This is a genomic window from Pontivivens insulae (assembly GCF_900302495.1).
Lineage (GTDB): Bacteria > Pseudomonadota > Alphaproteobacteria > Rhodobacterales > Rhodobacteraceae > Pontivivens > Pontivivens insulae.
Genome location: NZ_OMKW01000001.1, coordinates 16,942 through 31,443, shown reverse-complemented (window position 1 = coordinate 31,443; position 14,502 = coordinate 16,942). Strand labels below are relative to the sequence as shown.

Genomic DNA, 14,502 nt, shown 5'->3' with positions numbered 1-14,502 from the left:
GGTGACGGAATGATCTGGTCGGTAATGCTAGGAGGAGCTTTGGGGGCCGCGGGTCGCTATGGCTTATCACGCGCAATGGTTGGCGCCGACTGGCCGATGGCTGTTTTCAGCGCGAACCTTCTTGGCTCTCTTTTGATTGGCGCACTCGCGGCCCTTCCGGCTGTGCGAGAGGCCGATCCACGTGTCGCGGCTTTCCTGATGACGGGTGTCCTTGGTGGGTTTACGACCTTTTCCACGTTTTCGCTGGATGTCGTGACGATGGCCGATGCGGGTCGCGTGGGTGCTGCGGCGCTCTATGCCGGGGGCAGTTTGGCGGCATGCGTCGCGGGATGCGCGCTTGGAATGATGGTGATCCGGGGAGTGAGCGGATGAGTGGTGTTCAGATGTTGACGCTCGGACCCGACGCGCAGGATCAGCGCCTCGACCGATGGTTTCGCAAGACGTGGCCGCATCTGCGGCAGGGGCAGATCGAAAAGATGTGCCGGAAGGGCGAAATCCGTCTGGACGGTGGCCGCGTGAAGTCAGCGACCCGGTTGAGCGAGGGGGCTGTTCTGCGTGTTCCCCCGCTGCCGGCGCCGGACACGGACGTTCCGCGCGCGAAACCTAAGCCCAGAATCTCCGATGCGGATGCAGAGATGATCCGGGCCTGCGTCATTTACCGTGATGATGACATTATTGCGCTCAACAAGCCTGCAGGTCTCGCCGTTCAGGGGGGATCTGGTCAGACACGGCATGTCGATGGTCTGGCCCCCGCGCTTGCCTTCGAATTGGAGGACGGGCCAAAGCTGGTTCACCGCCTCGACAAGGATACCTCGGGCGTTTTGGTTCTGGCGCGGAATGGCCGCGCGGCAGCCGGGTTGGCCCGGGCCTTCCAGTCACGCCGGACGCGCAAGATCTATTGGGCGGCGGTGGCAAGTGTGCCTGCGCCGAAAGCAGGGACAATCCGTTTTGGTTTGGTCAAGGCTGCCGGTCACGGCCCGAACGGGGCAGGGGAGAAGATGATCTGCATCCACCCCGATGACGTGGATCGGACCCCCGGGGCAAAGCGCGCGGTGTCCGACTACATGGTACTCGATGCAGCCGGAAAGCGGACGTCATGGGTTGCGCTCTCTCCGATCACCGGGCGGACACATCAGCTGCGTGCGCATATGGCTGAGATCGGGACACCGATTGTGGGCGACGGCAAATATGGCGGCAATTCGCAGACGAACGAAGGGGACGGTTGGGGTGCGCAGCTTGGCGGCGATATCAGTCGCAAGCTGCATCTGCATGCACGTTCGCTGACATTCGAGCATCCGGTGACGGGCGCCCGCCTGCATCTGACCGCGCCCTTGCCCGATCACATGGCGCGCACGTGGGAGACATTTGCGTGGGATCCCCGTGAGATTGCCGAAGATCCGTTTGAGGATCTGGAATGAAACTTGCGATTTTCGATGTCGACGGCACGTTGGTCGATTCCCAAGCGTTGATCGTCGGCGCAATGGCCCGTGGCTACGAGAGCTGCGATCTTCAGCCGCCTTCGCGCGAGCAGGTGTTGTCGATTGTCGGCCTTTCGCTGACCGAAGCAATTTCCACGCTTTCGCCTGACCTCGCACCGGATGATGTCGCGCGGCTCGTGACGGCCTATAAGGACTCGTTTGTCGCCTTGCGTGCCGAGACGGGCGGCGAGGCTTCGATCCAACTTTATCCTGGGGCGATCGAAGCGCTCGAACGGCTCGACCGGGCGGGCTGGTTGCTGGGTGTTGCGACGGGAAAGTCCCGGCGTGGTCTCGATCACCTCTTTGCTGCACATGATCTGCGCCGGTTCTTCGTCACGTCACAAACCGCGGACTTTCACCCGTCCAAACCGCATCCCGCGATGGTCGAAACCGCTCTTGCCGAGGCGGGGGTCGAGCCCAGCATGGCCGTGATGATCGGGGACACGACCTTTGACATGCAGATGGGCCGCGCTGCGGGCGTTCGGGCGTTGGGTGTAGAGTGGGGGTATCACCCGGTCGAACACCTTCACGCAGCTGGCGCGCAGCAGATTATCGGACATTTTGACGAGATAGATGGCGCGCTGGAGGCGCTATGGGCATGAGCGAGTGGGCCGCGAAGCGCTTTTGGAAACAGGCAGATGTTGCCAAGGCTGAGGGCGGTTGGACCGTCACGCTCGATGGTCGCAATGTTCGCACTCCGGGCAAACAGTTGCTGATCGTGCCGTCTCATGCGTTGGCGCAAAGGATTGCGGCGGAATGGCACGCACAAGATGAGAAGATCAATCCGCTCAGCATGCCGTTCACGCGATCCGCGAACTCCGCAATTGAGAAGGTTGCTCCGCAGCGCGATGACGTGATCGAGATGCTGGCAAGCTATGGCGAAACTGATCTGCTGTGCTACCGCGCAGACTATCCTGACAGCTTGATCGCCCGGCAAGCGGCCGCGTGGGATCCCATGCTGGATTGGGCGGCGGATACCTATGATGCGCGTTTGCTTCCGGTTGCCGGGCTGATCCCGCAGCCCCAGCCAGCTCAATCGCTTGCGAATCTGAAAGCGCAGCTGGCGCAGTTTGACGACTACGAACTCACGGCGCTGCATGATTTGGTGACCCTTTCCGGTAGCCTTGTCTTGGGACTTGCCGTGGCGGCCGGGCGCATTGACGCTGCGTCGGCATGGCCGGTGGCAGAGCTTGATGCCCTGTTCCAGCAGGAGCAATGGGGCGAAGATGAAGAGGCTGTGGCCGAACGCGCGATCAAGGAAGCCGCATTTCGCCATGCCGAAACGCTGTTGCACCTGATCCGGAAAGGCTGATCCAGATGCCAAAATACGCCCAATCCCTCGAAGAGCTGGCAAAGCCAGAACAGATCGCCGCGATGTCGGGGCTTGAGTTCATCACCGCAATTCAGCGGGGAGAGCTTCCGGCCCCGCCAATCGGGGAAACGCTCGACTACTGGATGGAGGAGGCCTCTGAAGGGCGTGTCGTTTTTCGCGGCAAGCCGACATTCAAGGCGATGAACCCCATCGGCACGATCCATGGCGGCTGGTTCGGAACCTTGCTCGACAGCTGCATGGCTTGCGCGGTTCAGACGACTTTGCCAGCGGGGCGTGGCTACACGACGCTGGAATACAAAATTAACATTATCCGTCCACTGTTCGCCAATTCAGGCGAGGTCCGTGCGATTGGCGAAGTTACGCATGCCGGGCGGCGCACCGGCGTCGCGGAAGGTCGCATCGTTGGGGTCGATGACGGAAAGACCTACGCAACCGGCTCGACCACCTGTCTCGTCTATCAATTCTGACGCGCTGTCCCATCACCAGATGTGATTCGGTGTCCGCAGAAATACGGATGCTCCGGCAAATTCGACCAAATCGATTGGCAATTCGGTCGGAATTGTCGGGGGTGCGTCAAAAAAAGCCACCCTCACCGATCCGTTCGTCAGAAAGTTCAGCATGCGATCCGGCAGTAGACCGCGTTGGGGCGCAATCGCGCCTGCGGGGGTAATTGCATTTAGGTATGTATGGCTGACCTTTTTCCGGTGCTATGCACATAATGTGCGTTTTCACACAGCTTTGACGGCAACGACACCAGATTTTGAATTGCTGATCCGCTGAATTGTCGTCGCCAACGCAGCGCGTTCGATTCACAGCGTGCCGTCGATTGGATGCATACAATTCGAAGATCAACACGCACCGCTCATAATTAGTCAGCAATTGTGACATAATTTGATCGGAGGCGTGCACCCCTTGACGATCCGCCATGTCGCTGCTCAGACTTGCACCCGGTTTGGAGACAAGCCGACAGTTCACGCTGGTCCAATGTGGCCGGCACCGTTGCTTCAAAAGTTGCAGCGGTTACCCAGGGAAGAGGTAATCAATGAAAAAATCCGTATTCTTCGGCGCACTCGCCGCCTCCGCACTCGTCGCAGGTGCTGCTTCCGCGCAGACCCTTGCTGAAGTGCAGGACCGTGGCTCCCTGCGTTGCGGCGTGACCACCGGTCTCGTCGGCTTCGCTGCTCCGGATGCAAACGGTGAGTGGGAAGGCTTCGACGTCGCGGTTTGCCGCGCAGTCGCAGCTGCAGTTCTCGGTGATGGCTCCGCAGTTGAGTTCATCCCGACGACCGGTTCCACGCGCTTCACCGCACTTGCCTCCGGCGAAATCGACATGCTCGCACGCAACACCACGTGGACCTTCTCCCGTGACGTTGATCTCGAGTTCGAATTCACCGGCATCAACTACTACGATGGTCAGGGCTTCATGGTCCGCGAAGATCTCGGCGTGACCTCCGCGACCGAGCTCGACGGCGCAACGGTCTGCATCCAGACCGGTACGACGACCGAACTCAACCTCGCAGACTACTTCCGTGCAAACGGCATGTCCTACGAGCCGGTTCCGATCGAGACCAACGCAGAAGCTCAGCAGCAGTATCTCGCGAACGCATGTGACGTCTACACGACGGACGCATCCGGCCTCGCGGCGACACGTGCGGCATTCGAAGATGCAGCAGCACACATCGTTCTGCCTGAGATCATCTCCAAAGAGCCGCTCGGCCCGCTCGTGCGTCACGGCGACCACGCTTGGGGTGACGTTGTGCGCTGGTCGCTCAACGCGCTGATCGCAGCTGAAGAGCTGGGCATCACCTCTGCCAACCTCGAAGAGATGGCAGCTGGCACCGACAACCCGGAAATCAACCGTCTGCTCGGCACCGAAGGTTCCCTGGGTGAGATGCTGGGTCTGTCCGCAGACTGGGCGAAGAACGCAATCGCTGTTGGTGGTAACTACGGCGAAGTCTTCGACGCGAACATCGGCCCGGACACCGCGATTGGCCTGTCCCGCGGTCTGAACGCACAGTGGACCGATGGCGGCCTGCTCTACAGCCCGCCGTTCCGTTGATTTGATCAACTGATCCGGGGCGCGCCTTTCGAGGCGCGCCCCAACTCTATCGGGGATAGGACCAGCACAAGACCGGGCAACAGACCAGGTCAGCAGGTTTTCGTCTACCACGCAGTCCTCGACGCTTTCGGGGCTCACCACATCAGGGAAGAGGGGCGGCAATGACCGCGGTTACCGACCATTCACAGGGGGATGAGGGCTTTCGCCTATCCCAGCTGCTTTACGATACACGATATCGTTCCGTTACAATTCAGATCATCGCCCTTCTGGCGCTGATTGCCGGCCTGGGCTGGCTGCTCAACAACGCTGTCAGCAACCTCGCCGCTGCTGGTCAGGATTTCAATTTCGGCTTCTTGGGAAGCGTTGCCGGATATGACATCAACCAGCGTCTTATCGAATATGATAGCCAGATGACCCATGGCCGGGCCACGCTTGTTGGCCTGCTCAATACATTGCTGGTCGCTGTTCTTGGCTGCATCACCTGCACCGTGATCGGCGTGATTATGGGCGTGCTGCGCCTGTCGCCGAACTGGATCGTGCGTCAGCTTTCAGCCGTCTACGTTGAGGCCTTCCGCAACGTCCCCGTCCTGCTCTGGATCGTTCTGATCATGGGCGTGATGATCAAGGTACCACCTCAGCCGCGCGCCTTCCGGGGGGACAACCCGGATGCCACAATGAGTCTGTGGGACAGTGTCGCAATCACGAACCGTGGCATCTACATTCCCCGTCCGACCTATGAGGCGGGCTCCGCACTCGTCGTCGGCGTGTTTCTCGCTTCCATCGTCGCAATCTTCGCGTTCCGTTGGTTCGCAAAGAAGCGTCAGGAAGAGACCGGACAGATCCTGCCGGTGTTCTGGGTCGGCCTGGGCCTGTTCTTCGTCCCGGCGATCCTGACCCAGCTTGTCATGGGGTCCCCGATTGGACTGGAGTATCCTGAGCTTGCGGGCTTCAACTTCAGCGGCGGCATTCACCTGCGAAATTCGTTGATCGCACTCTGGATTGCGTTGTCGCTCTACACCGGGGCCTTCGTGGCAGAAAACGTTCGGGCGGGCATCCTGTCGGTCAGCAAAGGTCAGACCGAAGCAGCCGCATCGCTGGGTATTCGTCCGAACCGCATCATGAACCTCGTGGTCCTGCCGCAGGCACTTCGCGTCATCATCCCGCCGATGATCTCCAATTACCTGAACCTGACGAAGAACTCGTCGCTGGCTCTGGCTATTGGCTACATGGATCTGACGGGCACGCTGGGCAACATCACCCGGAACCAGACCGGTCGCGAGATGGAGAGCGTTCTGCTCCTTATGGCGATCTACCTGTCGCTGTCGTTGAGCATTTCGGCCGTCGGCAACTGGTACAACAACTCCGTCAAGCTGAAGGAGCGTTGATATGAGCGACACTCACGCAAATACCGTCGCCTTCGTCCGCGAGACGCAGATTCCGCAATCTCCGCCTCCGGCGACCGAGCGCGGGATCGTCAAATGGCTGCGGGAGAACATGTTCTCCTCAGTCCTCAACTCGATCCTCTCGCTTCTGTCGATTTTCTTCATCTTCATGCTGATCAAGGACCTCGGGCCTTGGTTCTGGAATTCCACTTGGAATGCCGAAAACCTGGCCGAGTGCCGCGAGCTGAACAGCGGTGCCTGCTTTGCGGTCATCAATGAACGCTGGCCCCAGTTCTTCTTTGGCTTCTATCCGGCAGAAGAGCGTTGGCGTCCGGTCCTGGCCTTCCTGCTGTTGTTCCCGGCGCTGGCACCGGTCCTGTTCGACAAGGCACCACGGGCCCTGTTGGTCGTAACACTGCTGTTCCCGTTTGTGGCCTACTGGCTGATCTGGGGTGGATCGATTGCATTCCCGCTGGCGGTGCTGCTCGGTTTCGTACTTGCCTTCGTGATCTGGAAAGCGCTTGCCAAGACGCAGCCCACAATTGCCCTGATCGTTTCTGTTCTGGTCCTTGTCCTCTATCAGCTGGTCGTAGGTGGCGCTGGTCTGGTTGAGAACATCCTGATGGGCATTCTCGGCAATCCAGAGGATGGCCCGGCATTGCTGGCCTTTGAAGAGGTCGAGAGCCGCAATATCGGGGGCTTCCTGCTGACCTTGATCCTTGGCATCACGTCGATCTCGCTCGCATTGCCAATCGGCATCCTGCTGGCCCTTGGTCGTCAGTCGGATCTGATCATCATCAAGTATATCTGTGTGGGCTTTATTGAGTTCATTCGTGGTGTGCCGCTGATCACCCTGCTGTTCGTTGCAAACGTTCTGCTAGCCTACTTCCTGCCGCCGGGCACGACCTTCGATCTCATCCTGCGGGTGGTGATCATGGTGACGGCCTTCGCCGCAGCCTATCTGGCTGAGGTGGTGCGCGGTGGCCTTGCAGCCTTGCCACGTGGTCAGTACGAGGCGGCAGATTCGCTCGGCCTCGACTACTGGCAGGCGATGCAGCTGATCATCCTTCCGCAAGCACTGAAAATCTCGATCCCGGGTATCGTGAACGTCTTCATTGGTCTGTTCAAAGATACCGTGCTGGTCTCCATCATCTCGATGTACGACCCGCTGGGCATCGTTCAGCCGATCCTGGCTGACAGTGACTGGAACGGCATCCTGTGGGAGCTTTACGGCTTCGTCGCGCTGTTCTTCTTCATCTTCTGCTACGCCATGTCGCAGTATTCCCGTTATCTGGAGCAAAAGCTCCGTACAGATCATCGATAAGGAGCAATTCCCATGTCCATGGCAGAAGCTCAATCCAACGTTCCCGGCATCTCTGACGAGGTTGCCATCTCCATCACCGGCATGAACAAGTGGTATGGCGATTTCCACGTGCTGCGCGATATCGACCTGACGGTCCAGCGTGGCGAGCGGATCGTAATCTGTGGCCCATCGGGCTCAGGTAAATCCACGCTCATCCGCTGCATCAATGCGCTTGAAGAGCATCAGAAAGGGGAGATCGTCGTCGACGGCACACTTCTCTCCTCTGACCTCAAGAACATCGACAAGATCCGGTCCGAGGTCGGCATGTGCTTCCAGCACTTCAACCTCTTCCCGCATCTGACGATCCTTGAGAACTGCACGCTCGCTCCGATCTGGGTTCGCAAGATGCCCAAGAAGGAAGCGGAAGAGATCGCGATGCACTACCTTGAGAAGGTGAAAATCCCTGATCAGGCCAACAAGTATCCCGGTCAGTTGTCCGGTGGTCAGCAGCAGCGTGTGGCGATTGCCCGTTCGCTCTGCATGCGCCCGCGCATCATGCTGTTCGATGAGCCGACCTCCGCCCTCGATCCCGAGATGATCAAAGAGGTGCTCGACACCATGGTCTCCCTCGCGGAAGACGGCATGACGATGCTCTGCGTGACGCACGAGATGGGCTTCGCCCGTCAGGTCGCCAACCGCGTCATCTTTATGGATGCGGGTCAGATCGTTGAGCAGAATGAGCCTGAAGAGTTCTTCAACAATCCGAAATCCGACCGGACGCAGCTGTTCCTCAGCCAAATCCTCGGCCACTGATATGACCTTGCTCGGCATCCGGTTCTGCCATGTGGCGGAAGACGGGATCGCCGGGCAGATGGCCGACGCCCTTCGGGGCCTCGGCCTTTCGGAAACAGATATGGGCGGCGCCGGGGATGCATTCTCTGGCGCCGTTTTCCCGTCCGAGGGCAAAAGCTGGGTGGAGCTTTGGGCCGCAGCGGACGGAATGCCTGCTGGGACCATGCTGCAATTCGTCGTCGATGATGCCGATGCACATGCGGACCTGGCCCGTGCTGCTGGCCTGGAACCGCAAGGTCCGATGGATATGCATGGCGAGCGCATCTACCACTTGACCCTTCCGGGCGGCTTGCCGTGCGCCTTTTTGTCGGCCCGTCCTGCAGCGAACTGACGCAGCGTCACAAAATCCTAACAAAATCACTCTATTTTTCGGATCGGCGTCTTGTCGCTTGCATTTCGCGACCTACTTCTTTGTGCAACAGCGCCCTCTGACGATCCGAAAGCATCGCCACCGTGACCGACCCGACTTCCTACAAAGCCGGCCTATGGCGCTTTGTGCCCGCCACCGTTCAGGCGATCCTCTTCGGCTTCTTCTGCACGTATCTCGCGCCGGTTTCGGGCGGTCAGATCTTTGACTACGTCTACCCTTGGGTGCCCGCGTTGGGGATCGAGGCGGCCTTTCGCGTTGACGCACTCAGCCTGCTCTTTGCTCTGCTGATCACAGGCATTGGTGCAATCTGTTTCCTTTATGCTGCCAGCTATTTTGAGGCCGACAGACGGCTGAAGCGCCTGTTGACGCTGATGAGCCTGTTCGCTGCCGCCATGCTGGGGCTCGTTCTGGCCGACGATGCCATCACGCTTTTTGTCGCGTGGGAGATGACGACGCTTACGTCCTTCCTCCTCGTCGGTTTTGATCACCAGAAAGAGCGGGCGCGATATTCCGCGCAGCAGGCCCTGCTGATCACTGGAATCGGCGGATTGGCATTGATGGCTGGCCTGATCCTGATGGGAGAGGCGGCAGGAACCTATCGCATCTCAGAAATGGGCGATCTGACAAACGCGCCGATGTACTTGGTGATCCTGCTCTTCATCTTTATCGGTGCATTCACGAAATCCGCCCAGTTCCCGTTCCATTTCTGGTTGCCGGGCGCCATGGCGGCGCCGACCCCAGTTTCCGCCTATCTGCACTCTGCGACGATGGTGAAAGCTGGGGTCTATCTGATCGCGCGACTTTCACCTCAACTCGGCGGAACCGATATCTGGATCTGGACGCTGACCCTTGTGGGTGCGGCAACCATGGTGGTTGCGTCCTTTTGGGCATTGCGCCAAACGGACCTGAAACTCATGCTGGCCTGGACTACGTTGATGGGCCTCGGCGCGCTGATGATGGGCCTTGGCGGAGGCAGCTACTATGCCGTTGGCGGCGCGCTGACCTTTATCGTCGTGCACGCGTTCTACAAGGCTGCACTCTTCCTGACCGTTGGTCTGCTCGACAAGGGGGCCGGTACGCGCGAGGCGGATCAGCTCTCTGGTCTGCGCCGCGCTATGCCCCGCGCGTTTATCATTGCGATGCTGGCGGGCGCATCGATGGCAGGGCTTCCCCCGTTCGTTGGCTTTATCGGTAAAGAGTTGATTTACGAGGGCGCTTTGCAAAGCCCGGTTCAGGGCATTTTTGCGGCCACAGCCTCCCTCATTGCGTCCGCCCTCATGATCGCAGCGGCAGGCATGGTCGCTATTGGACCCTTCTTTGGCGAACAAAAATCCCCGAAAGAGGCACCGAAAGACCCTTCTCCACTGATGTGGGTCGGCCCGGGACTGCTGGCCGTGGGTGGCCTCCTGCTTGGCCTGTTCCCCCAGGGGCTCGACGCGCTGATCACGCAGATGACACAGACTGTACGTGGCGAGTATGGCGCGCCAGAGGTGAAGCTGTGGCATGGCGTGAACACTGCTCTTTTCTTGTCGCTCCTCACATTTGCCCTTGGCGCCCTTTTCTACCGTTATCTGCGCGCAATTCAGGGCTCCCTGATTATTGAGGAGCGTCGCGTTCCCGACAGTGACCGGGTCTACGATATTCTCCTAAACGCCATGAAGAACACCGCCGCATGGACGGCGCGCACCGTTCAGGATGGCCGGATGATGAGCTATCTGCGCGTCACCTTCATTACCCTCGGCCTTATGGTCTGGGCCGCGATTTTCGCGGGAGAGGGGCAGGTCGCCACACTTGAACTCGACATTCCGCTCTTCCACTGGGTGATTGTCGCAATCACCGCTGCGTGCACCATCACCATCCTGTTCACCGGATCAAGATTGATCGCTATCGCTGCTTTGGGCGGGGTCGGCGCCGCAATCGCCGTGATCTTCGTGCTCTATTCCGCGATCGACGTCGCCATGACGCAGTTGCTCGTGGAAATCCTGATCGTGGCCTTCGTGGCCATCGCCTTCATCAAACTGCCCCGCGCGGGCACGGGTGCGCTGCGCATCGGTGACGCGATCGTTGCGTCCGTTCTGGGCCTTGGGGTGACCTTCGGGATGCTGGCAGTCCAGGGCGCTGATATCGCCCTCGATGTCACAGAATTTTTCGAGCAGGCCTCCTATCCTGAGGCGGCAGGTCGCAACGTCGTAAATGTTATTCTCGTCGATTTCCGTGCGCTCGACACGTTGGGAGAGGTCGCCGTGGTTGTCATCGCAGGGATTGCCGCACTCGCCGCCCTGCGCGCGGGCAAGAGGATCAAGGAATGAATTCGTCACTGATCCTGCGCACCGGCACGCGCGCGCTCGTTCCGGTCTTCCTACTGGTCGCCATTCTCGTCCTGCTGCGCGGACATAACGAACCGGGCGGCGGCTTCATCGGTGGTCTGCTGGCAGCCATCTGTGTGGCGCTCTACGAAAAAGCATTCGGTGTGGATGAGGCCCGCCGCTGGCTGCGCCTGCCGCCGATGACCATTGCTGGCATTGGACTGGCCGCTGCACTGTTGGGCGGGCTGTGGGGTGTTGTCGAACACGGCATGTTCCTGACCGGGGTCTGGCCCCTCTATGAATATGGGCCTGATGGCTGGACGGGATGGCCCGTAGGCTCTGTCCTGCTCTTTGACACCGGCGTGTTCCTGGTGGTTGTCGGCGTGGTGGCTGCGATCCTTTTTGCATTGGAGGAGGCTGGCATACCCGAAGATCGCCCCGAAGACGGGGAGGAGCACAGCTGATGGAAACCGTTCTCGCAATGCTCACCGGGCTTCTGGTTGCTGCTGGTGCCTATCTGATGCTGTCGGGCAATCTGGTGCGCTATATCCTTGGCCTGGCCCTGCTTTCGAACGCGGCAAACCTGGTGATCTTTGGTGCCGGTCGTCTGACGAAAGCCAATCCCCCCCTTATTCCCGAGGGGATGAAAGAACCGCTGGAGGGGGCTGCAAACGCGCTGCCGCAGGCGCTGATCCTGACAGCAATCGTGATCGGCTTTGGCCTTTTCTGCTTCGCGCTCGCATTGGCCTACCGGGCTTACTACGCACTGGGGACCGCCCGCATGGACTCCATGCGCATCGCAGAACCGCGCGAGGATTCGTGATGCCAGCCTTCCGTCGATTTGAAGAAAGCGAACTGCCCCGATGATCCTCGTCTGGCCCGTCATAATTCCCCTCGCCGCAGCGACACTGTTGTTGCTGCTGCGCAAATGGGACGGCCTCGTGCGCTGGGGCTCGGTGGCGTTTGCCGTGGCCCTGCTTTTTGCGGGTGTTGTCCTGCTCGACACTGTGCTGCGCGATGGCCCGGTGGCGGCTCAGCTGGGTGGATGGGCGGCGCCCTTTGGGATCACGCTGGTCGCTGACCTTCTCTCTGCCGCCATGGTTTTGATCACCGGGATCGTTGCTGTCGCTGTCACGATCTACGGCCTGACGGAAATCGACAGGACGGAAGGCTGGCACGGGCATCACGCCCTCGTCCACGCATTGCTTGCGGGCGTCTGCGGCGCGTTTCTGACGGGCGATATCTTCAACCTCTATGTCTGGTTTGAGGTGATGCTGATTGCGTCCTTCGGCCTGCTGGTTGTTGGAGGAACCAAGAAGCAGGCGGACGGCGCGGTCAAATATGTTGGTCTCAACCTGATCGCCACGCTCGCTTTCCTGTCTGGCGTTGGTTTGCTCTACGGCATCGCGGGAACGCTCAACATGGCGGATCTGGGTCTGCGTCTCGAAGGCCGGCAGGAGGAGACGGCGGTACTCGTCTCTGCGGTCCTGTTGCTCTTCGCGTTCGGCGCGAAGGCCGCGATGTTCCCGGTCTTTTTCTGGCTGCCCGCCAGTTATCACACGCCCAGCGTCACGACCTCTGCCCTGTTTTCCGCATTGCTGACCAAGGTGGGGGTCTACGCGCTGATCCGCGTCTTTACACTGATCTATGATCTGGACGTGCCGCTGATTCAGTCGATCCTGCTCTATGGCGCGATCCTCACGATGGTTGTGGGTGTTCTGGGCGCGGCGGCGCAAAACCATTTCCGCCGCATCCTGTCATTCCACATCATCAGTCAGATCGGCTATATGGTGCTGGGGCTCGCGCTTGCGACACCGGCCGCGATGCTGGGCGCGATCTTTTACCTTTTTCACCACATCATCGTGAAGGCGAACCTGTTCCTGATCGCAGGCGCGGCGCGGCGCATGACCGGATCGGAGGAGCTGAAGCTGACCGGTGGCCTCTATGCCGCGCGCCCACTGCTCGCCGTATTGTTCCTGATCCCCGCCTTCAGCCTTGCGGGCATCCCACCGCTCTCTGGTTTCTGGGCGAAGTTCCTGATCGTTGATGCGGGTCTTCAACTGCGCGACTGGCTCAGCGTGATCGCGGCACTCGGTGTTGGTCTGCTGACAATCTATTCCATGTCCAAAATCTGGCTGGAGGTCTTTTGGAAGCCGCACCCCGACGGGCCGGATGCCGTGATGGGCAAGGTGCCCCTTCCCATGCTTCTGCCGATCATCGCACTCGCGATCCTGACGTTGGTGATCGGGCTGGCTGCGGGCATCTTCGTGGATGCTGCGCTGGTCGCAACCGAACAGATCCTGAATCCCGAAGCCTATATCGAAGCAGTGTTGGGGGCGAATTGATGCGCATTCTCCTATGGCCCATACGTTTCATTCAGCTTGTGCTCTATTTCCTGTGGGATCTGTTCAGTTCCTCCGTGATTGTCGCCTGGGACGTGCTCACACCCCGCGACCGGTCCGAGCCTCAACTGCTACTGATGCCGTTGGATGCGGAGACGGATGCAGAGATTATGGCCACCGCAAATCTGATTTCGCTGACCCCGGGCACCCTGTCGCTCGATGTGACGCCGGACCGCAAGCATTTGCTGGTTCATTCCATGTTCGGGGCTGGTAACCCAGACGAGGTGCGAAAGTCGCTCAAGGGCGGGATTGAGCGTCGCTTGCTGAGGGTAACACGATGACCCTGATTGGCGTGACCCTGACCGGCCCGCTGGGCTGGGCAATGCTGATTTCACTGGCTTTGATTGCGGCAGCGCTCGCCCTTGCAACCTTTCGACTGCTCACCGGCCCATCGCTCAGCGACCGGGTCGTGGCCCTCGATCTGATCTCCGCACTGCTGGTCGCATTCCTCGTCCTGTTTGCGATGATGACTGGGGTTGGGGCCTATATGGACGTGGCTGTGGTGCTCAGCCTTGTTGCATTCCTGGGCACGGTGGCGTTCGCCCGCTTCATCCAACGGACGGCGGTGAGGGAGGAGCCCGATGCTTGAGTGGATCGCAGCTGGATTGGTCCTGACGGGCGGAATCTTCGCCTTTATCGCCGCGCTGGGCCTGGTGAATATGCCGGATGTCTACATCCGTATGCATGCCAGTACGAAGGCGGGTACCCTGGGTGTGGGTCTGATCTGTAGCGCCTTCATGGTTCTGGCGGGTACATGGACGGGTGTGATCGAAGGCGGCATCATTATCATCTTCATGTTGGTCACCGCGCCCATCGGCGCGCACCTTATCGGACGGGCTGCGTTCCATGCTGGAGTGCCCTTCGACCGCCGCACGTCCTTCGAGGATGGGTGCGAGAACTATGGTGCGCCGCGTCATGCCACCGAATCCAAAGAGTAACTGTAAGAAACCTTGATCGGTGTCGTGAAAGCTTTATGTCGGAGGGCATGAGGGGCACCGATAACGTTACGGTGATTCT

At 59.8% G+C, this 14,502-nt stretch carries 17 protein-coding genes; all 17 read left to right on the top strand.

All coding sequences use genetic code 11. The annotated features are described in order from the left end of the window. Positions 1 to 9: 9 nt before the first annotated feature. The 17 genes from crcB to mnhG all read left to right on the top strand — a co-directional run bounded on the left by crcB (position 10) and on the right by mnhG (position 14,423). Entirely contained in the window at positions 10 to 372 is a 363-nt protein-coding gene (gene crcB, locus POI8812_RS00160) for a fluoride efflux transporter CrcB (RefSeq protein WP_108780519.1), read from the top strand. Further along, a complete protein-coding gene (locus POI8812_RS00155; protein ID WP_108780518.1) occupies positions 369 to 1,418 on the top strand; it encodes an RluA family pseudouridine synthase in 1,050 nt (349 codons plus the stop codon). Before crcB ends, POI8812_RS00155 begins: the two co-directional genes overlap by 4 nt. Then, a complete protein-coding gene (locus POI8812_RS00150) occupies positions 1,415 to 2,080 on the top strand; it encodes an HAD-IA family hydrolase (protein ID WP_108780517.1) in 666 nt (221 codons plus the stop codon). The genes POI8812_RS00155 and POI8812_RS00150 overlap by 4 nt, the downstream gene beginning before the upstream one ends. Then, positions 2,077 to 2,790 (top strand): ATP12 family chaperone protein, encoded by a 714-nt coding sequence (locus POI8812_RS00145; protein WP_108781446.1) that lies wholly within the window; start codon positions 2,077 to 2,079, stop codon positions 2,788 to 2,790. Before POI8812_RS00150 ends, POI8812_RS00145 begins: the two co-directional genes overlap by 4 nt. A 5-nt stretch (positions 2,791 to 2,795) precedes the next feature. Continuing rightward, positions 2,796 to 3,278, top strand: coding sequence for a PaaI family thioesterase (locus tag POI8812_RS00140; RefSeq protein WP_108780516.1), 483 nt, complete (start codon positions 2,796 to 2,798; stop codon positions 3,276 to 3,278). 575 nt (positions 3,279 to 3,853) lie between these two features. After that, positions 3,854 to 4,870 (top strand): amino acid ABC transporter substrate-binding protein, encoded by a 1,017-nt coding sequence (locus POI8812_RS00135; RefSeq protein WP_108780515.1) that lies wholly within the window; start codon positions 3,854 to 3,856, stop codon positions 4,868 to 4,870. Between the two features lie 161 nt (positions 4,871 to 5,031). Further along, a complete protein-coding gene (locus POI8812_RS00130) occupies positions 5,032 to 6,255 on the top strand; it encodes an amino acid ABC transporter permease (RefSeq protein ID WP_108780514.1) in 1,224 nt (407 codons plus the stop codon). A 1-nt stretch (position 6,256) separates the two neighbouring features. Then, complete coding sequence (locus POI8812_RS00125) at positions 6,257 to 7,576, top strand: amino acid ABC transporter permease (RefSeq protein ID WP_108780513.1); 1,320 nt, start codon at positions 6,257 to 6,259, stop codon at positions 7,574 to 7,576. Positions 7,577 to 7,588: 12 nt separating this feature from the next. Continuing rightward, positions 7,589 to 8,368: an amino acid ABC transporter ATP-binding protein gene (locus POI8812_RS00120; protein ID WP_181377176.1), complete on the top strand. Its 780-nt coding sequence runs from the start codon at positions 7,589 to 7,591 to the stop codon at positions 8,366 to 8,368. 1 nt (position 8,369) lies between these two features. Continuing rightward, on the top strand, positions 8,370 to 8,738 hold the full coding sequence (locus tag POI8812_RS00115) for a hypothetical protein (protein ID WP_108780512.1): 369 nt from the start codon (positions 8,370 to 8,372) through the stop codon (positions 8,736 to 8,738). A gap of 122 nt (positions 8,739 to 8,860) precedes the next feature. Then, entirely contained in the window at positions 8,861 to 11,086 is a 2,226-nt protein-coding gene (mbhE, locus tag POI8812_RS00110) for a hydrogen gas-evolving membrane-bound hydrogenase subunit E (protein ID WP_245895175.1), read from the top strand. Next, the gene (locus tag POI8812_RS00105) at positions 11,083 to 11,547 is read left to right on the top strand and encodes an MnhB domain-containing protein (protein ID WP_108780511.1); all 465 of its coding nucleotides are present in this window, start codon (positions 11,083 to 11,085) and stop codon (positions 11,545 to 11,547) included. Before mbhE ends, POI8812_RS00105 begins: the two co-directional genes overlap by 4 nt. After that, on the top strand, positions 11,547 to 11,906 hold the full coding sequence (locus POI8812_RS00100; RefSeq protein ID WP_108780510.1) for a Na+/H+ antiporter subunit C: 360 nt from the start codon (positions 11,547 to 11,549) through the stop codon (positions 11,904 to 11,906). Before POI8812_RS00105 ends, POI8812_RS00100 begins: the two co-directional genes overlap by 1 nt. A 40-nt stretch (positions 11,907 to 11,946) precedes the next feature. Further along, the gene (locus POI8812_RS00095) at positions 11,947 to 13,428 is read left to right on the top strand and encodes a Na+/H+ antiporter subunit D (protein WP_108780509.1); all 1,482 of its coding nucleotides are present in this window, start codon (positions 11,947 to 11,949) and stop codon (positions 13,426 to 13,428) included. Then, positions 13,428 to 13,766, top strand: coding sequence for a Na+/H+ antiporter subunit E (locus tag POI8812_RS00090; protein WP_108780508.1), 339 nt, complete (start codon positions 13,428 to 13,430; stop codon positions 13,764 to 13,766). The genes POI8812_RS00095 and POI8812_RS00090 overlap by 1 nt, the downstream gene beginning before the upstream one ends. Then, on the top strand, positions 13,763 to 14,074 hold the full coding sequence (locus POI8812_RS00085) for an MrpF/PhaF family protein (RefSeq protein ID WP_181377175.1): 312 nt from the start codon (positions 13,763 to 13,765) through the stop codon (positions 14,072 to 14,074). Before POI8812_RS00090 ends, POI8812_RS00085 begins: the two co-directional genes overlap by 4 nt. After that, the gene (gene mnhG, locus POI8812_RS00080) at positions 14,067 to 14,423 is read left to right on the top strand and encodes a monovalent cation/H(+) antiporter subunit G (protein ID WP_108780507.1); all 357 of its coding nucleotides are present in this window, start codon (positions 14,067 to 14,069) and stop codon (positions 14,421 to 14,423) included. Before POI8812_RS00085 ends, mnhG begins: the two co-directional genes overlap by 8 nt. Positions 14,424 to 14,502 lie beyond the last annotated feature (79 nt).